This is a genomic window from Anaerococcus sp. AGMB09787, from assembly GCF_022808955.1.
Taxonomy (GTDB): Bacteria; Bacillota; Clostridia; order Tissierellales; family Peptoniphilaceae; genus Anaerococcus.
Genome location: NZ_JAKZEY010000045.1, coordinates 25,145 through 48,181 on the forward strand (window position 1 = coordinate 25,145; position 23,037 = coordinate 48,181).

General features: G+C 30.4%; 21 protein-coding genes and 5 pseudogenes. 12 read left to right on the forward strand and 14 right to left on the reverse strand.

Annotated elements, in window-relative coordinates; translation table 11 throughout:
* Positions 1-5: 5 nt before the first annotated feature.
* The 3 genes from MUN42_RS07960 to MUN42_RS07970 all read left to right on the forward strand — a co-directional run bounded on the left by MUN42_RS07960 (position 6) and on the right by MUN42_RS07970 (position 2,218).
* Entirely contained in the window at positions 6-719 is a 714-nt protein-coding gene (locus MUN42_RS07960) for an ABC transporter ATP-binding protein (RefSeq protein ID WP_243344182.1), read from the forward strand.
* Between the two features lie 204 nt (positions 720-923).
* Positions 924-1,232: a transposase gene (locus MUN42_RS07965; RefSeq protein ID WP_243344183.1), complete on the forward strand. Its 309-nt coding sequence runs from the start codon at positions 924-926 to the stop codon at positions 1,230-1,232.
* Between the two features lie 839 nt (positions 1,233-2,071).
* Positions 2,072-2,218, forward strand: coding sequence for a hypothetical protein (locus MUN42_RS07970; RefSeq protein WP_243344185.1), 147 nt, complete (start codon positions 2,072-2,074; stop codon positions 2,216-2,218).
* 346 nt (positions 2,219-2,564) lie between these two features.
* Here MUN42_RS07970 and MUN42_RS07975 read toward each other — a convergent pair.
* A pseudogene (locus MUN42_RS07975) lies at positions 2,565-2,747 on the reverse strand (transposase); the annotation flags it as partial.
* Between the two features lie 431 nt (positions 2,748-3,178).
* On the opposite strand from MUN42_RS07975, the gene MUN42_RS07980 reads away from it, so the two are divergent.
* From MUN42_RS07980 to MUN42_RS07995, 4 genes are read left to right on the forward strand one after another with little or no spacing between them, the layout of a single operon-like run.
* Positions 3,179-3,316 (forward strand): hypothetical protein, encoded by a 138-nt coding sequence (locus MUN42_RS07980; protein ID WP_243344188.1) that lies wholly within the window; start codon positions 3,179-3,181, stop codon positions 3,314-3,316.
* Positions 3,317-3,374: 58 nt separating this feature from the next.
* A complete protein-coding gene (locus MUN42_RS07985; protein WP_243344189.1) occupies positions 3,375-3,887 on the forward strand; it encodes a S16 family serine protease in 513 nt (170 codons plus the stop codon).
* On the forward strand, positions 3,874-5,130 hold the full coding sequence (locus MUN42_RS07990; protein ID WP_243344191.1) for a radical SAM protein: 1,257 nt from the start codon (positions 3,874-3,876) through the stop codon (positions 5,128-5,130). The genes MUN42_RS07985 and MUN42_RS07990 overlap by 14 nt, the downstream gene beginning before the upstream one ends.
* The gene (locus MUN42_RS07995; RefSeq protein ID WP_243344192.1) at positions 5,114-5,956 is read left to right on the forward strand and encodes an ABC transporter ATP-binding protein; all 843 of its coding nucleotides are present in this window, start codon (positions 5,114-5,116) and stop codon (positions 5,954-5,956) included. Before MUN42_RS07990 ends, MUN42_RS07995 begins: the two co-directional genes overlap by 17 nt.
* Positions 5,957-6,694: 738 nt before the next feature.
* Here MUN42_RS07995 and MUN42_RS08000 read toward each other — a convergent pair.
* From MUN42_RS08000 to MUN42_RS08035, 8 genes and pseudogenes are all read right to left on the reverse strand, one after another.
* Positions 6,695-7,880 (reverse strand): annotated as a pseudogene (locus tag MUN42_RS08000) (IS256 family transposase).
* Between the two features lie 130 nt (positions 7,881-8,010).
* Entirely contained in the window at positions 8,011-8,679 is a 669-nt protein-coding gene (locus tag MUN42_RS08005; protein WP_243344194.1) for a hypothetical protein, read from the reverse strand.
* Positions 8,680-8,689: 10 nt separating this feature from the next.
* Entirely contained in the window at positions 8,690-9,631 is a 942-nt protein-coding gene (locus MUN42_RS08010) for a radical SAM/SPASM domain-containing protein (protein WP_243344197.1), read from the reverse strand.
* On the reverse strand, positions 9,618-10,337 hold the full coding sequence (locus MUN42_RS08015) for a hypothetical protein (protein WP_243344199.1): 720 nt from the start codon (positions 10,335-10,337) through the stop codon (positions 9,618-9,620). The genes MUN42_RS08010 and MUN42_RS08015 overlap by 14 nt, the downstream gene beginning before the upstream one ends.
* Positions 10,327-10,983, reverse strand: a complete 657-nt coding sequence (locus tag MUN42_RS08020) for an ATP-binding cassette domain-containing protein (protein WP_243344200.1) — start codon at positions 10,981-10,983, stop codon at positions 10,327-10,329. Before MUN42_RS08020 ends, MUN42_RS08015 begins: the two co-directional genes overlap by 11 nt.
* Before the next feature lie 52 nt (positions 10,984-11,035).
* Positions 11,036-11,185 (reverse strand): hypothetical protein, encoded by a 150-nt coding sequence (locus tag MUN42_RS08025; RefSeq protein WP_243344201.1) that lies wholly within the window; start codon positions 11,183-11,185, stop codon positions 11,036-11,038.
* 312 nt (positions 11,186-11,497) lie between these two features.
* Positions 11,498-11,599, reverse strand: a pseudogene (locus tag MUN42_RS08030) (lysozyme); the annotation flags it as partial.
* A 56-nt stretch (positions 11,600-11,655) separates the two neighbouring features.
* Positions 11,656-12,840, reverse strand: a pseudogene (locus MUN42_RS08035) (IS256 family transposase).
* Positions 12,841-13,038: 198 nt separating this feature from the next.
* Between MUN42_RS08035 and MUN42_RS08040 the strand changes: the two are divergent.
* Genes MUN42_RS08040 through MUN42_RS08050 form a run of 3 tightly spaced genes read left to right on the forward strand, consistent with a single transcriptional unit; the run spans position 13,039 to position 17,312 of the window.
* Positions 13,039-14,973, forward strand: a complete 1,935-nt coding sequence (locus MUN42_RS08040; protein ID WP_243344202.1) for an aconitate hydratase — start codon at positions 13,039-13,041, stop codon at positions 14,971-14,973.
* Position 14,974: 1 nt separating this feature from the next.
* Positions 14,975-15,973 (forward strand): isocitrate/isopropylmalate dehydrogenase family protein, encoded by a 999-nt coding sequence (locus MUN42_RS08045; protein WP_243344203.1) that lies wholly within the window; start codon positions 14,975-14,977, stop codon positions 15,971-15,973.
* 1 nt (position 15,974) lies between these two features.
* Positions 15,975-17,312, forward strand: coding sequence for a citrate synthase (locus MUN42_RS08050; RefSeq protein WP_243344204.1), 1,338 nt, complete (start codon positions 15,975-15,977; stop codon positions 17,310-17,312).
* Positions 17,313-17,467: 155 nt separating this feature from the next.
* On the opposite strand, the pseudogene tnpA reads toward MUN42_RS08050, so the two are convergent.
* The 5 genes and pseudogenes from tnpA to MUN42_RS08070 form a co-directional block, all read right to left on the reverse strand.
* Positions 17,468-17,910 (reverse strand): annotated as a pseudogene (gene tnpA, locus MUN42_RS08055) (IS200/IS605 family transposase).
* Between the two features lie 206 nt (positions 17,911-18,116).
* Positions 18,117-19,082: a 3-hydroxyacyl-CoA dehydrogenase gene (locus MUN42_RS08060; protein ID WP_243344206.1), complete on the reverse strand. Its 966-nt coding sequence runs from the start codon at positions 19,080-19,082 to the stop codon at positions 18,117-18,119.
* 192 nt (positions 19,083-19,274) lie between these two features.
* Positions 19,275-19,397, reverse strand: a complete 123-nt coding sequence (locus MUN42_RS09815; protein WP_279323823.1) for a hypothetical protein — start codon at positions 19,395-19,397, stop codon at positions 19,275-19,277.
* A 253-nt stretch (positions 19,398-19,650) separates the two neighbouring features.
* A complete protein-coding gene (locus tag MUN42_RS08065) occupies positions 19,651-21,465 on the reverse strand; it encodes a DUF1538 domain-containing protein (RefSeq protein WP_243344208.1) in 1,815 nt (604 codons plus the stop codon).
* On the reverse strand, positions 21,452-22,096 hold the full coding sequence (locus MUN42_RS08070) for a hypothetical protein (protein WP_243344210.1): 645 nt from the start codon (positions 22,094-22,096) through the stop codon (positions 21,452-21,454). Before MUN42_RS08070 ends, MUN42_RS08065 begins: the two co-directional genes overlap by 14 nt.
* A 229-nt stretch (positions 22,097-22,325) precedes the next feature.
* Here MUN42_RS08070 and MUN42_RS08075 point away from each other — a divergent pair, with 229 nt between their 5' ends.
* Together MUN42_RS08075 and MUN42_RS08080 are read left to right on the forward strand one after the other, a co-directional pair.
* Positions 22,326-22,670, forward strand: coding sequence for an encapsulin-associated ferritin-like protein (locus MUN42_RS08075; RefSeq protein WP_243344211.1), 345 nt, complete (start codon positions 22,326-22,328; stop codon positions 22,668-22,670).
* A gap of 25 nt (positions 22,671-22,695) precedes the next feature.
* Positions 22,696-22,806, forward strand: a complete 111-nt coding sequence (locus MUN42_RS08080) for an encapsulin (RefSeq protein ID WP_243344212.1) — start codon at positions 22,696-22,698, stop codon at positions 22,804-22,806.
* The last annotated feature ends 231 nt before the right edge of the window (positions 22,807-23,037 follow it).

Sequence of the window (23,037 nt, forward strand, 5' to 3'; positions counted from 1 at the left end):
TCAGCATGAGTTTATTAAGAATAGAAAATTTAGAAGTAGCCTATGGCAACATCAAAGCCCTAAAGGGCATAAGTCTTAGGGTCGAAGAAGGCGAGGTTGTATCCTTGATAGGCGCCAATGGTGCCGGTAAAACAACGACCTTGCAAGCCATATCAGGACTATTGAGAGCAAAAAGTGGAGATATATTATTCAAGGAAAAATCCATCAAAAAAGAAAAGGCCTACCGTATAAGTAGGGCAGGCATAGGTCATGTTCCTGAAGGTAGGAGGATCTTTAGCGATTTAAGCGTTGAGGATAATCTTATAGTTGCAACCGTAGCTATAAAAAACAATGATATGAGAATAAATGAGGATATAGAAAAAATATACGGCCTCTTCCCTGTTCTAAAAGAGAGAAAATTCCAAAAAGCAGGCACCCTATCAGGTGGGGAACAACAAATGCTAGCTATGGCTAGGGCCCTTCTTACACAACCAAAGGTCTTGCTATTAGATGAACCCTCCATGGGTTTATCACCCTTATTTGTAGAAAAAATTTTTGATACTTTGAAAATCCTTAAAAAAGCAGGAAAGACAATATTGTTAGTTGAACAAAATGTAAACCTTGCCTTGGATATTGCAGATAGAGCCTATGTCCTAGAAACAGGAAAAATTGTAAAAGAAGGTAAGGCTTCTGATTTGAAGAATGATTCAGCTATAAAATCTGCCTACCTAGGTATATAGCCACTAAAAAAGATCCCCTAAGGGATCCAGACTGTAGACAAAACAGGTAGAAAATACATAATCTACCTGTTTTTTAATCCATAAATGCTTCAATCAAGTCATTTAAGGGTATTAATTAAATAGATGGAGGCAGATATGTTACATAAAATAAATCAGATCAAATACAAATGATATCAGTAGACAATTAGTATCAAAAACCATATTTTGAGAAAAATAGATAAATATGTAGACTTCGATTTCATTTATGATCTAGTAGAAGAAAAGTATTCATTAGATAATGGAAGGCCAAGTATTGAGCCAGTAATACTAATCAAACTAATATTCATACAATATCTCTTTAATATTAACAGCACGAGAAAAACAATTAGAGAAGTAGAAGTAAACGTAGCATATGGTCGGTTTTTAGGATTAGACTTTTATGATAAAACACCTTATATTTCAACATTTGGGAAAACTATAAAAGAAGCTTCAAAGATACAAACATATTCAATCACATATTTAAAAACATATTAAATCAAGCACTTAAAGATGGATTTGTAGATAAAAAAAATACAATTTATAGATTCAACACATATAAAAGCTAATGCAAATAGGCACAAAAATCAAAAAGTAAATATAAAACAAAAAGTTATCAAAAGAAACTGGAAAAGAAATAAACGAAGATAGAGAAAAACATGGAAAAATGAAATAAACTTTCCAGAAAACAAAGAATATAAAAAAGAAACTAAATCAACAATAGCTCTGGAAAGTGGACTGTTCCATAAAGGAAAGCGCAAAAAAGTATTTGCATATTCAATACAAACATCCTGTGATAAAAACGGTTGGATACCATGATATATAACATACCTTGGAAATCTTAATGATAGTAATACATTTGAAACATTCTTAAAAGAAAGACTAGAAAAATATGACCTGGATAAAATAATAATGGATGCATGAAACAGCAAAATAGCAAAAGAACTAATATATAAATCAATAATGCCAGTATTCCCATATACAAGTCCCAAATGAATTTTGAAATTAGAAAACTCATTTTATCCGATAGAATATAGATATGATGAAATTAACTATTGCTATTCTGCCCATAAAATAAAATAATATTGTACTCAACAACGAACAAAGATGGACAAAAGTAAAAAGAATCTCTGTGAAAATTGTCCAAATTTAAAAAGATGTATAGTAAGTAAAACACATCAAAAAGTAATAACAAGACATATATGGCAATATTACCTAGATTATTGTAAATAGTATAGACTAACAAAAGAAGTAAAGAAGACTACAAATTAAGAAAAGAAACAATATAAAGACAATTTGGAAGTGCGAAAGAATACCATGGCTTTATATATACAAATATGATAGGAAAAGCAAAAGTGGATCTGAAAGCAGCCCTCAGTTTTGCGTGCCTGAATATGATGAAATTAGCAATATTATTAGATAAAATATTAGGAAATGGGGGTCAAACCCCACCATTTTATAATGAGATTTTTGCAAGAGCTTAATATTAAACTAAATAGTAGAAATAACCCCGGCAAAAGGCTAGGGTTTGTCTAGGGTATGTGAAAAGTTTTGTGTATCAGCTCCTCCTGATAGGTTGTGAGCTAATATTTTTAAAAAAATATACTTTTATTACTAAAATCTGAAAGTTCAGATATTTGTAACCTAGTTTTGGCACAATTAAACTAAAAGGTCAAAATTTTTCTAAAAATCTCCCTTTTTTCCTAATTGGATTTCTTATTATTTTGATGGTAAAATTTAAATTCTGCCTTAAAAAAATATTGATAGTTGTGACAATATTTGATCCCATCCTCTTATTCTAATCGTCCATTTACTTCAAGCATCTACCATCGCTAGATACAAGCTTTTTTGTAGGGCATAGTCGCTTGGAAATATTGTTTGGTTTTTTGTTACTTTTCTAAGTTGTCTATTAAAATTTTCTATGCTATTTGTTGTATATATTAGTTTTCTTATTCCTTCTGGATATTTGAAATATGTTGATAATTCAGCCCAGTTGTTTCTCCATGAATTTACTTGGAGGCGATTTGAGCTCCTAGGACTCCTCCTCCACATACTACTACTTTTTTTATTTCCATAATTTCTCCTTATGTTAAGTTCTTTAGTATTATTACATATATACCTTAAAATAAGTCCTTCTAAACATTTAATTGATATTATACTATTAGCCTGCTAAACCTTAGGATAGGATTTGCATTAATTCTGTTTTAAAATTATTCATAAGAGAACTCCTTGTTAGTTTATGTTTTTCTTTTATTTCTTAACAAAACTTTACAAGTTTGAGTTCTCTTTTTCTATTTTACACATAATATTTTATACTATGATGCTAATTATAAAAAATATTTTTAAAGTATGTTATAATTATAATTAGGAGATTTGAAGCTAATTAAAGTACATAATGCTATTTATTATGTATATAATCCACTTATTAAAACAGGAGTTTGAATATGAATAAAAAAGTTAAATTTAATGGTAAAAAAAATAAAAAGATTGTTGTGGTTAATAGAGGAAAAGATTTAAGAAATCTAAAAAAAGAATACTCATGTTGTCAAAAAACACAAAGAATGATATATCAGCAATACTAATATAAAGTAGTTGAGCTTCAAATCTCTTTACTACATATTACATATTTAGGAGAATAAGATGAATAATATATTTATACCTTCCGTAAGTGCTACAGATGGGAAAACTATAGAAGTTCAAATATTGAAAGATAATAACAGTGATAACCTAATTATAACTGGCCTAATTGATGAAGAAATCGAGGAGTCAGTATATCTAAGTTTAAGTAATCTAAAACGCTTAGGTTTTGGTATCCCAAAGTTTTTACATATACATTTTAAAGATTATAATTATAGAAAAGCGGGAATTTCTGCTTCTTTAGGAATATATTTACTTCTATTCTCTTTTATTAATAATATGGAATTAAAGAAAACTTACATGGTTACTGGGGAGATTGATCTATTTGGTAATGTGTATTCCATAGGTGGAGTGAAACAAAAATATAGCTTGTTTAAGAATTTAGATTTGGATTATTTTATAGTTCCATATGGTAATATATCAGATTTGAACAAAACAGATGTTAGCATAAAAAGTGTAAGCAATCTTAATAAGCTAATAAATATTGTAGAGGAATGTGAAAATGAAATTAAATAAGTACACTATAAAAATTAAACATAACGAAGGATATATATTGTACAATCTAATTAGTAAGACTTTTTTGATTGTAGAAGATAGTTTTTTTATTAATGGAGGGAACACTATTGATGAAGACATTGATGAAAATCAGCTTGAGTATCTAAAAGAACATTTTATCATTTCAGAGAATAACTCAAATAACTATGAAGATCTAGTTAAAATAGCATATGATTTCAACACTCAAGATGAGGTCGGAAGATTTATGATACATTTGGGATATAGATGTAATTTAAGTTGTTCTTATTGTTATCAGTCAAATATTAAAGATCATAAAGATAATAATGTGAAAGATATAATTAAAGTAGTTTCAAACATTATACAAAATCAAGAATTTTCAGATCTTGATATTTGCTTTATAGGTGGGGAACCGTTGATGTATTTAGAAGATATATTAAAGATATCTCGTTTTATATCCTCTAATAATATGAATAAAAGAATTTATTACTCATTAGTAACTAATGGTACACTGTTAAATCAAGCAAGTATTATAAATCAATTAAAAGACCATGATATCAAAAATTTTCAAATAACAATAGATGGCTTAAAAGAGGATCATGATAATTTTAGAAATAATAATAGTGGTGGGTCATTTGAACGTATTATTGAAAACTTAAAATATCTACAAAAATATTATTGTGATGTTAATATTTTATTAAATTGTAATATATCTAAATATAATTATAAAAATGTTCATAAAATTATTGATTTTCTTGAAGTTAATAATATAAATTACCCTGTTTTCTTTAGTCTTATATTTGATAGCAACGATGATCAAAATAATAGTATTCAGTATACAGGAGATATATGGTATCAAGCTCATAAATATGCTATTCAAAAAGGAAATGATTATTTACCTTTTTACAGAGATATGTATTTAGGATGTGCGATGACTCAAAGTAATTATTATATAATAAATCCAGAAGGTGAGATTTATTCGTGCATAAACGCAATTGAAAATGACAATTATTTAATTAGCGACAAATCAAGTGATGTTGAGACTTTGCAAGAGAAAAAAATAAATAATTTTAATGAAAAGATAAACTCGTTATCATTTGAATGTAAAAATTGTGAAATTCTTCCTATATGTTTTGGTGGATGCGACTACCAGAATAAGATAAATGGATTTAAATGTAATAAAGACTTTATTCTGAAAAACGAGGTAGGTATCATTAAGGAAATTGCTAATGCTAGAGGTATGTAATTTAAAAAAAACATTTGGGGATAATGAAGTATTAAAGGATGTAAACTTCAAACTGGAGAACGGAGAAATTGTTTGCCTTTTAGGGAAAAATGGTTCTGGAAAATCTACTCTAATAAATTGTATTTTAAGAATGTTACAGCAAGACTCAGGTCATATACTATTTGATAATATAGAGATATCTGACTACAATTCTAAAAAATACTTTTCTGAAGTATCAGCTTTACTAGAGTCATCTGCTAATGTCTATAGTTATCTAACAGCTATGCAAAATATAGAGTATTTTTCTGGGTTACTCAATATAGATGTTAACTATGAGTATGTAAATTTCTTATTAAACAAGTTTTCTATTTATGAGTTTAAGAATAAAAAGGTAGGCACATATTCTTTAGGAATGAGACAAAAATTAGCTATAATAATCTCTTTATTATCTGAACCTAAATTACTACTTTTAGATGAACCTACTTTAGGGTTAGATATAGAAAGTAAAGTATCAATTATTAAGATTTTAAAAGATTTAGCCATACAAAAGAAAATTTCTATACTACTTACAACACATCAAATAGATGTTGTTGAAAAGATAAATGGTAGAGTTATTTTATTAAAAGATGGTATGATTGAAGACTTTAGTTTACATGAGTATGAGAAAAAATTTATGATAAAGTATAAAGAAGGGTCCAAGATAGTTAGTAAACAAGTTAGTGGCAATATAATAAACACTTTATATAGCATAAAACTAGAAAATATTATTGAAATTAATAGAGCGGAGATAGATTTGGAAGAAATTTTAATGGAGAAATTAAATGAATCTAATAAAAGCGGAATTTAATAAGATTAAACAAGAAATGAAATTTTACTATCCAGATTATATAGTAGGAACTGTAGTACAGCTATTAATACTTTTTGTAATACTTAGACTAGGAAATGATTTGAACTCAACTTACTTTTCCTATGTATCGTGGGTGCTGATAAGTGGGATATTATCGGAATCAGTTATGTGTATATCGACTGAAAAACAGTTAGGAACATTACAAAATTTAATGATTAAGCCTTATACAATATTTCAAATTATATTCGCTAAAGTTTTTATCTGGTATTTATTTAATTTTATAAAAATCATGATAATTTCTATAATTCTTAAAATATTTGTTTTTAATGAATTGCTAATAAATTTACCCATCATGGCGACTATCCTATTAGAAAGTGTTGGAATTTTCGGGATATCTTTTGTTATGTCTGCTCTTACATTGATATATACTAAGACAGCGTCCTTTGAGACAATTATATCCTATATAGTACTATTTCTGTCGGGAGGAATTATGAACCTACCTAGGAGTGTAGCTTTAACAAATCCCATAAGTTATACTACTATAATTTTACCTAAAATTATAAAGGGAGAAAATATAAGTATAAATTTACTTTTCTTATCTACATTGTCACTAATATTATTTTTCATTGGATACTTTTTATTTAAAGTAGTTTTTAAACATAGTAAAGATTTTTCTTGGAACTATTAAAGAGTCAAGTCCTTAATATTGTGTAAATAAGTCTAGTACAATATTCGTTATTATATTTTGATATACAATCTAGATGATGTTAGGAGGTCCTCATTGATATCAATGAGGATTGGTCTCCAAAAGCCGACGGGCTAGATATTAATGGTATAGCTGAATCTTCATTAGAAAATATCCTAATCACTTTTTCACCTCTTCTAATTTCTTGATTCAGCCTTTCAAGACAATTCGTTGTTTTTAATCTTGAATGAGAATTACGTATACTCAAGTAACAAATTGAATCTTCAAATCCTTCATCTAATATTTTTAGACTTGCTTCGTATCTCTTATCTTTTTCATATTTGTTGAAAATTTCATCTTTAACTTTTCTAGCTAATTTGATATCTTTGATTTTAAATAAGGCTTTAACATCGGCTCTAAATTCTTCCGTATTTTTCTTTGGTGATCTTTCTAATATATTTCTAATAAAATGTGCTTGGCATCTTTGCCAAGAAACATTTGTAAAAGATTCTTTTATTGTCCTAACTAAACCTTTGTGTGAGTCGCTTATTACCATTTTAAGTCCTGATATCCCTCTTTTTTCAAATATTCAAAGAAATTGGACCAACTACTTACTGTTTCTCCTTGGCTTATATCTAGACCTAGTATTTCACGCTTACCTTTTTCACTTATTCCTATTGCAATCTGGCAAGCTTTAGATACTACTCTCCTGTTTTCTCTTACTTTTATGTAAACTACGTCTACTAGAAGATATGGGTATTTAATTATACTTATGTCTCTATTAAGCCATTCATTTACATCTTTATCAAGTTGTTTTGTTAAAGATGATACAAAGGACTTTGAGTAGGTTTGTCCACATAATTCTTCCATAACTTTAGTTACTTTTCTAGTTGATACTCCTTGAACATACATTTCAAGCATGGTCGAGATTAAAGCTTTTTCATTTCTTTGATATCTTTCAAAAAGTTCAGTAGAAAATTTTCCATCTCTACTCCTGGGAACTCTAAGAGTTATGCTACCTATTTTTGTTGTATAGGCACGATTATAGTATCCATTACGGTAAGTTTTTCTATCTGGGTCTCTCTGATAAGCTTCAGTTTCTAAGTATTCGTTTCTTTCTTTTTCCATTAATTGATTGAACAATTTAGTTAGTATATCTCTAGCTATTTTATTATCTACAGATTCCTTAATTAAACTTTGAATATCTTCTGAACTAATCGTAAAATGTAATTGGGTCATTTGATTCCTCCTGGTTTAGTTTTGGTTGTTAAAAACATTGTACCAGTTAGGTTTTGAATGACCTTTTCTTTTTACACAATTATACGGACTTTATCAAAAGATTATAATCTTAATTTAATATGCACTTATATTAAATTTTGCTAATTACATATAAAAGAATAAACATTATCATACCTCTGACCGTATCATCTATAAATTTTATTTTTTTCGACATGTCGAAGTTGTACTTGCCAAAAAAGGCTTTTATTGTATAGTATCCATCTGATTTTATTATAGGTAAAAAATTTATTAAAATAGTGGATATTAGCACATAATTGTATTTTACAATACTTGGCATAAACAAGCATGTTAATAGTATATAAATGCAATTAAAAAAATTCCCAGCTAAGTATACTGCTATTCTCTTATACTTAGGAAGGAAATAACTATCTGATGTGTCTACATAAAAAGCTGGATATATAAAGTAAATTTTAAACCCAATCTTTATTTTACTTTCCTTTCTAAAACCCTTTAATATTAAGGCATGTCCACATTCATGTATTGCAATGTTTAGTATCAACACGATATTTGCATAAATAAAATTATTATCATATAACTTATAATTAAAGTTACAAAAATAAACAACAATAGTAAAAATTATAGTGCTTAACATAAAAAATGCTAAAATAGGAGAATCTTGTATAGTGCCCATGTCATATAATTTAAAATCGCTAAAATATACTTTATACTCATCATGATTTAAGAAATAATAATTTGTATCTAATTTTACTATGCATTTTTGTTCATCTACCCCAACCATTATTTCTTTGTCACTGCTTCTTAGAAGATGAATAGAATTTTTCATTTTCCAATATTTTTAAAAACCAATCTGATTTAAACAAAAACTCACAAAATTCACAGGGACTCGCAAGTTTTTTAGGATAGTTAATATCGTTTTTATTTAGTAGATTCAAAAATGGGGTAAATCCCTCAGTAAACAGTGTACAAAAAACTTCATTATGTAAAATTGACTGAATTATATCTATTAAGTTACTTTCTTTTAAATTTCCTATTTTTAAAATTGTATTTTCTATAACTTGAGAACAACAAGGAAACACATCAAGATTAGGATTTATGGTTAGATCGGGGTCGCTAGTTGATATACAAGCTAAAACATCACTATCTGCATCTAACAGTTTTATATACTTATCATTATCAAATTTACTAGCTGAGCCAGTTTTTATAACTGGTTGGAAATAATAATCTGTATAGTAACTATCATCTCCTAACATATCTAATATATCTCCCGGCTTCATTGAATCTTTTATAAAACAAGCTACAACTTCAGTTGGAATATTATTTTTAGTTGAAATCTTTATTATATTTCTTAAACTATCTACATTGATAAAAGGTATATGAAACTCATCATAGCTTAAAGATATCTTTGATATCTTTTTTGCGTATTTAGATATAAATTTTTCTGCTTTCGAGTAATCTTTTCCCCAAAACCCATTAGATTTTAAGCTTATATTTACTTTTCTATCAAATTTATAATTTAATATATATTCGATTCTATCTTTATATAGCATTGGTTCCCCACCGGTTATGCTAATATGATTTATAGATCTTACATCATAAATATTTTGTAAAATCAAATCAATCTCGTCAATATCTAAAGTCTTTCCTACAACGTGACCTCTACTATCACAACACATTTCGCATCTAGCATTACAATTTTCAGTTAATAGTATAGCAACATTATTGAATTCCATTTTTCCACCACCTTTTTTTTAATATATAAGACATTACTATTGCTAGTATTAATATAATAAATACAAATAAATAATCATTTAATACTAGAGTGTAAGGGTTTAAAATCTTTTTATCTATAATTCGTTCAAAAGTATTATAATTATTCATAGAAGCATCAAAATATGCTAGAAATGATAAATTATCATTAGTACCAGCTAGTACAATGCCACCTATCCACAACATAAGATTAATGAAGAATGATTTTGTAAAATTTTTAAAAACAAAAACTATTATAAGATTTAGTATGCCAAAAGATAACAGCAAAGCTTCAAGCTTCAATAAGTATGGCAATAACATATCTATTCTATTATATAAAAGACACACTATAGATGAAACTAGGAAGCTAGTAAAAACAGATATTATAAAAATAACACCTACTTTTTTCAAAAAATATTTGACAGAACTATTACCCATTTCTTTATAGAATACTATATTCTTGTCCTTATAATCAGAACTAATTGTAGTTATAATTAAAGCTGTGTATATCATTGGACCAAATTGGCTAAAAACCGTATACACGCTTAAAGATAAATCTGGAAAAGTTATATTTTTAACATTATCTATAGTGATTAATAATATATAACCAAGTAAAATAAACAATAATCCAATTCCTAAGTAAAATAAAAAAAACTTATTTCTAAACGCTCTTATAAATTCATTCTTCATAAATATCTCCACCTATATAAAAGTCAATCGCATCTTTCATATCTATGCCCCCTTGTATCTTTCTTTCTTTAACTATATAATACACCCCTGGCATGTACTTTAAGTCAGAAAGATTATGAGTTATATTAATAATTGTCGATTCAAAATTTACAATATAGTCATTTAAAAATTTATAAACTTCAATAGATGTTTTTTTATCTAAAGAGGTTGTGAATTCGTCTAAAACAATCAATTCTGGCTTATTTGACAAAAAAAATAATAATTTCAATTTTTGTTTTTGTCCATCACTTAAATTTCCTAATTTATTTTCACTAGGAATACTGTCTATATCTAGGGCTATTATAATTTTTTCATAAATATTAACATTATACTTATTTTTATACTTATTTTTTAAAATTTCTAAAATATCTTTTACTTTATATTCAAGAGGTATATTTGTATAGCTCCCTATTACTATAGTTCTCTTATTATTTACATCTATCATTCCTTTATAATCGACTGCCCCTAAAACAGACTTTGCAAAGGAAGACTTGCCAGATCCATTTTTACCTAATATATGGTGTATTTTTTTTTCTCTAAAGGTGATGTTTAAATCTTCAAATAAAACATTATCTTTGAATTTTAATGAATAATCCTTTAATTCCAATCATTTACTCCTTCTTATAAACATTAACAGTGCAATATAAACCTAGTTAAAATCAGTCCTTTGAACCAGCTATAGTAGATCTAGATTTTGATCTAATTAAATACCATAAGCTCAATACATTTTCTATTTTTTTATTTTTTAGTTTTTCTTCAAGTTCTTTTTTTCTTTTATCATCTTTTACTTCAAAATCTTTAATTTTCATATCTTCTCCTAATAAATTTTGTAGAATACTATATTGCACTGCCAACTACTAATAGTATATCTCATATATTATTATATCGTCAAATCAATTTCTACTTTAGTAAGCTATCACATATATCTAATATACAAAACTTTTCACAGATCCATTAACTCCAACATCAAGAAATTATCCAAAATCAAAATCAAATTTGCTCATTGGAATTTTTAAATTTTATATATCCACGTATATATTGTCTATTTATCACAAAATTTTTCCAATAATACTATGTCTGGATACTTATTGACTTTTCATAATTATATAGAATTTCATTCTCTAAAACTGTAACATATCATTCACTCTTCTCTGAATAACATAATAATCATATCCAGCATTAGTTAGTCTTCTTTTTCTTTCTTCTCAATTCCCCCAGTATCCATCTGAAAATTAGGTATTGTCAAATTTTTTGTGTAAACTCCAACTTATAAATTTTGTTATCTTAATTCCTCTATCATCATTTTAAGCTCATATCTTACCAATCCAAATCCAAGATGGGTCCTATTAGAAAATTTATTATTATATTCTGATACTAGTATATAAATTGCTTTATCAAGGCTTTCTTCATTTGGAAATTGAACTTTCTGTTTTAATTTTCTTTTTATATCTTTATTGAAATTTTCACATATATTATTGGTATACAAACTTCTTCTTATTGCTTTTGGAAATAGCATAAAGGTGAATAAATTATCTTTACCTTCTAGCATTTTTCTAAGTTTTGGATATTTTCTTGACCATTTCGTTAAAAATTCTGCTAATCTTTTTTCTGCTATATCTATATTATCTGAGTTATATATTAGTTTAGCATCTTTTGCTACTTCTAGTTTATCTTTTGCCCTTACTTTATTTTCTATATTCCTAATTAAGTGTGTCCAGCATGTTTGATGTTTTGATTTTGGGTATAAGTCTGTAAGTGCTTCTTTTAATCCTACAAGTCCATCGCTTACAAAAAGCAGTACATTTTCTAATCCTCTTGATTTTAAATTTATTAGCATTTCTTTGTAGTTATTTGCTGATTCTTCAGGGAATAATGAATAGTTTAATACTTCTTTGTTTCCTTTTGGATCTATACCGATTATTACATGTAGGGCTTCTTTTGCTACTGAATCTCTTCTTACTGGTAAGTATGTAGCATCACAATACAAAACTACAAAGTCTTTTTTGATTTTGCGATTGTGGTAGGCTTCTATTTCATTTTTCATTACCTTTGAGATGTTTGATATGGTTGTTGGAGAATAATTGTTTCCATACATTTTTTCTAATAGATCTGCTATTTATCTTGTAGTTATACCTTTCTTGTATAGAGTGATGACCATATTCTCAAGATTATCTGTGTTTCTAGCATATGCCTTTACTGTTTCTTGCTTAAATTCACCTGCTCTATCTCTTGGCATTTGAAGCTCAAGCTCTCCAAATCTAGTTTTTAAGCTTCTGTGATAATATCCGTTTCTAGAATTGCCAGAGCCATAGCCTTTATATTCCCATTTTTCATAGTCTAAAAATACTGTTAGTTCTGATTTTAGTAAATCATTAATAGCTATTTCTAACTGTTGCCTAAAAAATTCATTAATATCTAATCCTTGGGCTAGTATTTGCATTAAATCTGTGTTAAAATTATTCATAAGAGAACTCCTTGTTAGTTTATGTTTTTCTTTTATTTCTTAACAAAACTTTACAAGTTTGAGTTCTCTTTTTCTATTTTACACATAATATTTTATACTATGGACTAATATTCTTGACTTATAACTTAATATTTTATATAATTTATTACAATATAGAATTATATTAATTCTGAGTTAAATTAATAAATAGGAGTACTTATGGGAAATTCAATTTCTATGAAAATTATAAAAGAGCATCTTCTTTCAGGAGATCTAACAGAAGGAAATGAAGTAGCAATAAAAATAGATCAAACTTTAACACAAGATTCTACAGGTACTATGGCTTATTTACAATTGGAAGCCATGGATATTGACCAAGTAAAAACTGAAAAATCTCTAGCCTACATAGACCACAATATCTTACAAACTGGTTTTGAAAATCCAGATGATCATTTATTTATAAAGACTGCTTGTGAAAAATATGGAATAACTTTTTCAAAAGCAGGAAATGGCATTTGCCACCAAGTTCACTTAGAACAATTTGCAAAACCAGGAAAAACCCTTATAGGTTCAGATTCACATACTCCAACAGCTGGAGCCCTTTCTTCTCTTGCAATTGGAGCAGGTGGGCTTGATGTTGCTGTTGCTATGGCAAAGGGTTTTTATTTTGTTAAGCTTCCAAAAATATTCAATATAAAACTTATAAATAGCCTTCCAAAAACTTCTAATGCTAAAGACCTTATTTTAACAATTTTGGGAAAGTTAACTGTAAAAGGTGCTACAGGATATATAATGGAATATTCTGGTGAAGGTGTGAAATCTCTTTCAGTAACAGATAGGGCAACCATCTGCAATATGGGAGCAGAGCTAGGTGCTACAACTTCTATTTTTCCATCAGATGAAAATACTTTGGAATATCTAAAAAGTCAAAATAGAGAAGATGATTATATGGAAATTTTTGCAGATGAAGATGCCTCTTATGATGAATATATAGAAATTGATCTTTCTAAAATAGTTCCTTCTGTGGCAAAACCTCATTTTCCTGATCAATTTGAGAAAGTAAAAGATTTAGATAAAATTAAAGTTGACCAAGTTGCAATAGGATCGTGTACAAATTCATCTTTTCAAGATTTAATGAAGGTAGCATCTATTTTGGATGGTAGGTCTGTTCACCCTGACGTATCACTTGTTATATCACCTGGTTCAGCTACAATTTTAGAAAAAATATCTGAAAATGGTGCCTTAGCAAAGATGATTAAGGCTGGAGCTAGAATTTTAGAAGCAGGATGTGGCCCTTGCATAGGTATGGGACAAGCTCCAAAATCAAATGGGGTAAGTTTACGATCCTTTAATAGGAATTTTAAAGGACGTTCTGGAACCTTAGATGCAAAAATTTATCTTGCAAGTCCAGAAACTTGTGCAGTCTCAGCGATTTTAGGATATATTGCAGATCCAAGTGAACTAGAATATGAGTTTGAATTTGAAAATCCAAAAAATTTTAACCATCCTAAATCTTTCTTCATTGAGCCTTTAAAAAAGGAAGATAGACCAAAAGAAACTATAAAAGGTCCAAATATAAAGCCATATCCTATTGCGAGAGCTCTTTTAGAAAAAATAGAACAAAAAGTTGTATTTAAGGGAAAAGATGGAATTACTACTGATGATATATGCCCTTCAAATGCAAAACTTCTTCCTTATAGGTCAAATATTCCTTATCTTTCTGAATTTTCATTCAAAACTATAATTGATGATTTTAGCCAAAGATGTAAGGAAAATGATGGTGGTATTATAGTTGCTGGAGAAAATTATGGTCAAGGATCTTCAAGAGAGCATGCTGCCCTTATCCCTCTTTACTTAGGTATAAAAGCAGTTGTGGCAAAATCTTTTGCTAGAATTCACAGGTCTAATTTAATAAATTCTGGAATAATTCCCCTAGTATTTGAAGATAAAAATGACTATGAAGAAATTGATGAATTTGATCAAATAGAAATAGCAAATACTTTTGACAGTTTAAATTCAAAAAATTTCACCTTGATAGATAAAACAAAAAATATATCCATAAAACTTATTGGTGATTTTTCAAAAAGGGAAAAAGAAATATTATTAGAAGGCGGGTACTTAAATTACGCCAAAAATTTAAATTTAGGAGATTAATATGCTAGTAACACTAATAAAGGGAGATGGAATTGGCCCTGAAGTAGCAGAAGCCATGAAAAAAGTTTTAAAAAAAGCTGGCTCTAAAGTAGTATTTGAAGAAGTAAATGCTGGAGAGACTGTTTTTAAACAAGAAGGAACTTATATTCCTGATTATGTATATAAGTCAATAGAAAAAAATAAAATAGCCATAAAAGGGCCTATAACAACTCCCATAGGTCATGGCTTTAGGTCAATAAATGTAGAATTAAGAAAAAAATACGACCTCTATGCAAATATTAGACCTATAAAAGCGCCAGGGCCTTTAGATTTAAAATATGATAATGTAGACTTTACTATATTTAGGGAAAATACAGAAGACCTATACGCTGGTATTGAAGAAAAAATTTCAGATGATGAATATCATTCAATAAAAATTATAACAAGAAAAAAATCAGAAAGAATAATAAAAGCTGCCTTTGAATATGCAATAAATAATAAAAGAAAAAAAGTAAGCGTAGTAACTAAGGCAAATATAATGAAGCTAACTGATGGTCTCTTTTTAGAATGTGCTAGGAAAATTTCCAAAGACTATCCACAAATAGAATTCGAAGAAATATTAGTAGATAATTGTGCAATGCAAATGGTAAAAAATCCATCACAATTTGATGTATTGGTAACAGAAAATTTATATGGAGATATCCTATCTGACCTAGGAGCCGGCTTAGTTGGAGGACTTGGTCTAATGCCTGGAGTTAATAAGGGAGATAATATTTCTATATACGAATCAATCCATGGCTCTGCTCCAGACATAGCCAACAAGGACTTAGCTAATCCAACAGCCATGATATTAACAGCCTGCCTAATGCTAGATGATATAGGAGAGATAGAAATTTCTCAAAAAATTAGAAAGGCAATCTATAAAAGCCTATCCTTTAAAGAAAATTACACAAGAGACTTAGGAGGAGAAAATTCCACTTCAAATTTCACTGAAAAAATAATAGAAAATCTTGGAGCTTAAAATGGATGAATCAATAAAAAAACTTGCTAACTATATAGAAAAATATAATTCCATAGATAAAAACCTATATGATATATACGACATAAAAAGAGGACTTAGAAATAAAGATGGAACAGGTGTTTTAGTAGGGATAACATCTGTTGGAGATGTATCTGGATATAAAATAGAAAATGGGGAAAAAACCCCCTCAGAAGGATCCTTATTTTATAGAGGCTATTCAATAAATGATCTTGTAAAAGATTTTGATGAAAGTGAAAGATTTGGATTTGAAGAAGTTATATACCTTTTACTATTTAATAAACTTCCTTGTAAAAAAGACCTTGACTTTTTCAAAGAAATCTTAGTTGAAGAAAGAAAACTACCAGAAAACTTTCTGGAAGATGTCTTATTAAAAATACCCGGTAAAAATATAATGAATAAGATGATGCTTTCAATGCTAAACCTATACTCTTATGATGAAAATCCTGATAATCTAGATACCCTAAATGTTTTAAAACAAAGTATATCTCTAATATCAAAAATGCCCATTATAATGGCATATTCCTACCAAGCAAAAAAACATTTCATAGATGGAAAATCCCTAGTAATACATTATCCTAAAAAGGAAAAATCAATAGCAGAAAATATCCTCCACCTTATAAGAAATGAAGACAATTATACTGACCTAGAAGCAAAAATCTTAGACCTACTACTAATAATCCATGCAGAACATGGTGGAGGAAACAACTCCGCCTTTGCAACTCATGTAGTATCATCTTCAGGAACAGATACTTATTCAGCCATAGCTACAGGACTAGCTTCCTTAAAAGGTCCAAGACATGGTGGGGCCAACCTAAAAGTATCCAAAATGCTAGATGATATAGAAAAAAATATTGACAATATAGAAAACAAAAAATCCATAGAAGACTACCTCAATAAAATATTAGAAAAAAAAGCCTTCGATAAAAAAGGACTAATCTACGGACTAGGTCATGCAGTATACACCTTATCAGATCCTAGGGCGAAACTTTTAAAACAAAAAGCAAAAGAGCTTGCAATAGAAAAAAACTTCATAGATAAATACAAATTCATAGAATCCGTAGAAGAAATAGGAGGAAAACTAATCCAAGAAAAATATAAAAATCCCTACCCTGCTTGTGCAAACGTAGACTTATATTCTGGATTCGTCTATGAAATACTTGATATAGAAAAAGAGCTTTATACCCCACTATTTGCAATATCTAGAATTAGTGGTTGGTCCGCACATAGACTAGAACAAATTCAAGATAATAAAATAATAAGACCAGCTTACAAATCTTTTTCAAAAAATAATAAATATATTAAATTAGACGAGAGATAGCAAGGGCTGTTGCAAAAGTCCATAAAATCAAAACTATCAACAAAGCTTAAAGTTTCCACAGCACCTAAATGAGCTAATACCGGCACGCCCCTATTGGGGCTGTCGAATATTTTTTCACATGCACCACTATCACAACTACTGCTTTAGAGTTTCCTTTATTTTTGTTTGACTTCCTTATCCGTAAAAGGAGCATAGTATTCTTTTATACTTATTTGATCTGTTTAATAATCTTCTTTTAATTGATTTTGTATATATTCTTTTATTTTCTTTTCATTCCTATAAACTGTGTCCACATAATATCCTCTACACCAAAAATATCTGTTTCCGTATTTGTATTTCAAGTTAGCATGTCTATCAAAGATTATTAATGAGCTTTTTCCTTTCAGGTATCCCATTATTTCTGATACTGAATATTTCGGTGGTATCTCTAACATATTGACATGGTCTGGACACAATTTTGCTTCTATTATGTTTATTTATATCCTTGAACATAATTCTCTAAGTATACTAGCTATATCCTTTTCGTAGTTGTCTATTGGTGCAAATACTATATGATATTTGCATCGTAGGCTTTATGTGATAAAGTATTTTTTGCTATGATTACTTCCTATTTAATTGTGCGTGTGATTATCACAGTTATACTTTAAGGAGGCTTTCTTGGTGCTTGAAGCTAATTTCCTCCACCTCAAGCACAGGTGTTTTTTGTTTTGCTCTCTTTCGTTCGCTCAACTCACTTAAGTGGGCAAAAAAAAGTGATGAGCAGAATAGAATTACCTATTTTACAACATCACCTTTCTATTTTACTTAGTCTATTTTGTTTCCATCTTCATCATATTTGTAGAATCCTTCTCCAGTTTCTACACCTATTTTTTCATCATCTATTTTTTCCTTTAATACAGCTTGCATTTTATCAAAGTCATATACGAAGTTTTCTTTTGGATTTTTAGCTAAATCTTCGTTTATAGAATAAGGAGTCTTTAGACCTACAATATCATATATATCAAAAGGTCCCATTGGAGCGCCTGTTCCTATCTTCCAAGCATTATCTATATCTTCAATGTCAGCAACACCTGTAGCATATAGGTCAAGACCTGATGTTAAGAATGGAATTAGTAGTGAGTTTAATAGATATCCTGCTTTTTCCTTCTTAAGTACTAGAGGTTGCATTCTAATATCCTTAGCAAATTGAGTTACTATTTCCACATATTCATCTTCAGTTTCTGAAGTTCTCATAACTTCTACAACATTCATCTTGTGGATACCATTTGCAAAGTGTAGGGCTAAGAATTTTTCTGGTCTTCCTGTAGCTTCCATAAATTCTGATGGAAGTAGTGAAGATGAGTTTGTACAAATTATTGTTTTTTCTGGTAGGTATTCTTGGATAGATTCATAGAATTCTTTCTTTTGATCAAGATTTTCTGTCATAGCTTCTATGATTAAATCACAGTCATCAAAAGCCTTCTCCATATCTGTTTCAAGAGTTAGCTCTTCATGAGCTTTTTTAACTTTTTCTACTGTTGCTTCATAATCAAAATCATCGTAAGAGTCAACAAGACCACCTGCAAAATTGAATTTTGTTTGTTCTTCTTTCATTAGCTCTAGATCGTTAAGGCGTTGTTCAGTAAATTTTTCAAGTCTTGGTTTAGCTCTTTCTACTGAACCTTCACTTCTTAACCAAATTGTTGTATCAAATCCACTATATTGAGCTTGTAGAGCGATTTGTGCTCCCAAAACTCCACCGCCACATACTACTACTTTTTTAATATCCATAATATCTCCTTATATTTTTACTTCATTGCTACTGTCATTTTATTATATACCACAAACTTATTAACTCTAAACATTTGATTGCTAGTAAATACTAAAATAATTTATTAAGGAGTCTAAAATTTTTATTTACTACTTATATCCTGTTGAATATAGACATGATAGCCAATCCCTATGAGTAATACTTTTAACCATTTATTTAGTTAATTTATTTATTCTTTGACATAGCCTATCAACTACATCAGCTAATGAATTGAATGATTCATTCTTAAATCCCATAGTCCTTATTTGTTTGCCTATTTGTTCTATGGGGTTCATTTCTGGTGTGTATGGGGGTATGTGGATTATTTCTATTATATCTATTCAGTTTTAATTTTTCCTATTTATTATATCCTAACCAGGATACAATATTTTTCTGATAAATATTTATATGAATTTTTAGATTCCAAATATTCTTTTACGATTCTAATTTTGAATTCTGTACTATATTTTGCCACTAAAAAACTGACCTCCTTAAGTTATTTTTTAGTTCAAACTTTTGGGGGTCAGTTTACTTAGCCTGGAGCGTGGTTTATAGGGCTGTTGACATGGAAGCTTCTACCGGTAGGACAAAGATTAGCTCTTCGCTATGATGGCTTAGATCAAGCTCATCAACTATAGCATTTACTATATTATGAGATGAGCCAAGGTCTGTTACTAGGTAGATTATCTCCTTTTCTGCTTGAAGTTCTAGGTCAAAGATTCTTGAGGCTGGGTTATCTGACCTCCTAGCATGGAGGATGGTCGCTCCAGTAGCTCCCTCAGACCTTGCTATGTCTACTACTTCATCAGCCCTCCCCCTATCAACTATGGCTACTACAGCCACATCTTGGTAGGCATAGGCTGGGATTTCGGATGGCTCATAGCTTTGGACTTCATCAAGGTCTGCCTTCTTCCTTTCTAGTTTAAATAAGGCACCGAGGAGCATAATTGATAAGATCGGAGTCATGGCTACCATGGCTATTATTCCAAAGCCATCCACCAAGACATCAGCACTGTCTATAAGCTCTGCTGCCCCTTGGGCAAAGGCAAGGATGAAGGTTGCAGTCATCGGCCCACTAGCTACTCCCCCTGCATCAAAGGCTATCCCAACAAAGATTGGATCAACATAAAAGGATAGGATAATGGCAAGGAGAAAGCCTGGCAAGAGGAAGTGCCATAGTTTTAAGTCAACTATCATAATCCTAAGCATAGAAAGGCCGATAGCTATTCCCACCCCTATAGATAGGGTAATCTTTATTGCCTTTTGTGGGATAGATCCACCACTTACATCCTCTATTTGCTCTCCAAGTACATGGACAGCAGGCTCAGCTAAGACGACTATCATCCCCATAATAAGGCCTATGATAGGAAGGAGCTTTACATAATTTTCTCCAAGTCCCATGCCTAAGGTCCTCCCCATTTCCATAAATCCTGCATTGACTCCTGCGAGAAAGACGCCCAGACCTAGGACTGTAAAAATTATTCCCACTAGGATGGCATAAATCTCTTCCTTATCGAGTTTAAACTTAAAATAGTTAAAGGCAAGAAAAAGTAAGACCAAGGGCAAGATTGCCGTAAGGGCCTCGGGTAGGGTTGAAAGAAGCTCGCTAAAGACTGGAGCAAAGACCCCCTCGATTACTTCAAAGGCTTCCCCTCCTCCTTCTATCTTACTTTGACCACTTAGGATGGATAAGAACATGATTCCAAGGATTGGTCCTGATGACATAAGGCCTACCAGACCAAAGGAATCCTTCTCACTATTTTCTCCTCCCCTATATCTGGCTATCCCATTACCAAGGGCTAGGACAAAGGGAGTGGTCAAGGCTCCAGTAGTTGCCCCACTAGCATCAAAGGATATGGCAAGGAACTCTTCTGCTACAAAAATCGTAAGGACAAAGATAAGGCCATAAATTATAGCCATTAACTTATTGAAGGCAAATCCTTTAAAGGTCCTCACTATACCAAGAGATATCATAAGACCTACACCAAAGCTTACCACATAGACTATAAGGCTAGAGCCAAGATCTCCTCCACTGGCATCTTCTATCTGCTTACCTAAGATCAAGAGGTCAGGCTCAGCTACAGTTATCAAAAATCCAAGGACAAATGTAAGCCCTATGGCCTTTAGGATAAACTTAGAGGTAACTATCTCCTCAGCCATATACTTACCAATCTTCTCCATGGAGACCTCGACCCCTATCAAAAATACACTTAGACCCACAAAGAGGAAGAGACCACCCAGGATAAACCTCCCTACAAGATCTAAGTCAACTGGCACTAGGGTCATATTTATTACAAAGACTAAGCCCATAATAGGGAGCAAGGATGCCAAGACTTCCTTACTTTTTTCCTTAATCAGTTCCATCTAAATCCTCCTTTTCCTTATTGATACCTACAGTAGATAAAACAGGGACAGAAAACATAAAGCCTGCTCCCCTCTTTTCTATATCAAGCTCTTCGCCTACTTCCTTCACAACTCTATCCTTATCCTTGGCATTTACTACCATAAGCAAGATATTCTTCTCCTCTTCTATGACAAAATCAAAGGCATATGATGTAGGAAGGCCCGCTCCCCTTCCTATTAAAATACTTGCTCCTCTTTGACCTGCCTGGTAGAGCGCCTTGGTTGCCTTGGACCTTTGTCCCTTTTCAATAATTACAAAGAGGCAGTACAAGTCACTAGATTCGATGTTGTCATTGTAGTGGCCATTAAAGCTAAGGATGGGCATAGAAAATCCTATCCCCGTATTCTTCTCATCAAAGTGATACTTATCTCTCAAAATATTGATAATATCATCTTCTCTTGACCTAGGAAAGGTAAGCATAATCATCTCTTTATCCCTCTTAACTAATCCAAGCCTCGACAAGAAGCTCTCCGGTGCTATTCCTTCAGCATGAACAACAGTGCCTCCACCAATACCTATCTCATGGATAGTTGCCAGGATACTGTTAGCCTTCTTTTTTTCTGATATTATAAAAAATAATGCGTCCTTCATTAAAATCCTCACTAAAATATTATAATTTAATTATAGAAACCTACTTATATTAAGTATACACATTTTTTTAGAGATTACCATTGGCAAAAGATAATCGTTACTTAAGTATAATGAAACTAAATTAGCATTCTTTTGCTAACAGGAAAATTTATTTAACTTGTTTGCTGCAAAGATTAATGGGCAAGAATAAAATAAAGAGGAAAATACAAGTACACTTAAGGAGGAAAGAATGTCAGATTATCATGAACCAGCAAGAGAAATGTCTAGCGAAACAAGAGATATTATTCGTGGACTTAAATCTTTAATAGAGGAAATAGAAGCAGTTTTTTGGTACACTCAAAGAGTTGAGGTATCAGATGACGAAGAATTAAAGGAAATAATGTGGCACAATGCCGTTGAAGAAATGGAACATGCCATGATGAGTCTAGAGTGGGTACGCCGCCACCAAGATGGTTGGGATGAGCAAATGCGTACCTACCTATTTACAGATGGTTCTATAATGGATGCCGAAGAAAATGAAGAGGATCACTCATCAAGCGAAGATGCAAGCGACCTAGGTATAGGAGAACTTTAAGATAGAAATAAGTAAGGAGGACACTGTGAATATTTTAAAAAGAGAAGAAGCACCAATTTCCAAAGAAGCTTGGAGGGAAATTGATGAAAGTGCAAGAGACGTACTAGTAAATACCCTAAGAGCAAGAGGGCCTTAAAAATAAATGGACCAAAGGGTTGGGACTTCCCAGCTGTAGCAGAGGGTCGCCTAGATATTATAGAAGAAGACAGAGATGATACAGAAGTATCTAAGGTATGTACAGGTACCTACAAAGTAGCTCCACTTCTTGAAGCAAGGATTAATTTCAACCTAAATAGGTTTGAACTTGATAACCTAGACCGTGGAGCAAAGGATGCAGACTTAGATAAGCTAGAAGAGGCTTGTGAAA

Bases quoted from the DNA above. Each gene is read 5' to 3' on its own strand.
- MUN42_RS07960 (WP_243344182.1), top strand. From the start codon at position 6: ATGAGTTTATTAAGAATAGAAAATTTAGAAGTAGCCTATGGCAACATC.
- MUN42_RS07970 (WP_243344185.1), top strand. From the start codon at position 2,072: ATGATAGGAAAAGCAAAAGTGGATCTGAAAGCAGCCCTCAGTTTTGCG.
- MUN42_RS07980 (WP_243344188.1), top strand. From the start codon at position 3,179: ATGAATAAAAAAGTTAAATTTAATGGTAAAAAAAATAAAAAGATTGTT.
- MUN42_RS07985 (WP_243344189.1), top strand. From the start codon at position 3,375: ATGAATAATATATTTATACCTTCCGTAAGTGCTACAGATGGGAAAACT.
- MUN42_RS07990 (WP_243344191.1), top strand. From the start codon at position 3,874: ATGAAATTAAATAAGTACACTATAAAAATTAAACATAACGAAGGATAT.
- MUN42_RS07995 (WP_243344192.1), top strand. From the start codon at position 5,114: ATGCTAGAGGTATGTAATTTAAAAAAAACATTTGGGGATAATGAAGTA.
- MUN42_RS08005 (WP_243344194.1), bottom strand. From the start codon at position 8,679: ATGGTTGGGGTAGATGAACAAAAATGCATAGTAAAATTAGATACAAAT.
- MUN42_RS08010 (WP_243344197.1), bottom strand. From the start codon at position 9,631: ATGGAATTCAATAATGTTGCTATACTATTAACTGAAAATTGTAATGCT.
- MUN42_RS08015 (WP_243344199.1), bottom strand. From the start codon at position 10,337: ATGAAGAATGAATTTATAAGAGCGTTTAGAAATAAGTTTTTTTTATTT.
- MUN42_RS08025 (WP_243344201.1), bottom strand. From the start codon at position 11,185: ATGAAAATTAAAGATTTTGAAGTAAAAGATGATAAAAGAAAAAAAGAA.
- MUN42_RS08040 (WP_243344202.1), top strand. From the start codon at position 13,039: ATGGGAAATTCAATTTCTATGAAAATTATAAAAGAGCATCTTCTTTCA.
- MUN42_RS08045 (WP_243344203.1), top strand. From the start codon at position 14,975: ATGCTAGTAACACTAATAAAGGGAGATGGAATTGGCCCTGAAGTAGCA.
- MUN42_RS08050 (WP_243344204.1), top strand. From the start codon at position 15,975: ATGGATGAATCAATAAAAAAACTTGCTAACTATATAGAAAAATATAAT.
- MUN42_RS08060 (WP_243344206.1), bottom strand. From the start codon at position 19,082: ATGGATATTAAAAAAGTAGTAGTATGTGGCGGTGGAGTTTTGGGAGCA.
- MUN42_RS09815 (WP_279323823.1), bottom strand. From the start codon at position 19,397: ATGAACCCCATAGAACAAATAGGCAAACAAATAAGGACTATGGGATTT.
- MUN42_RS08065 (WP_243344208.1), bottom strand. From the start codon at position 21,465: ATGGAACTGATTAAGGAAAAAAGTAAGGAAGTCTTGGCATCCTTGCTC.
- MUN42_RS08070 (WP_243344210.1), bottom strand. From the start codon at position 22,096: ATGAAGGACGCATTATTTTTTATAATATCAGAAAAAAAGAAGGCTAAC.
- MUN42_RS08075 (WP_243344211.1), top strand. From the start codon at position 22,326: ATGTCAGATTATCATGAACCAGCAAGAGAAATGTCTAGCGAAACAAGA.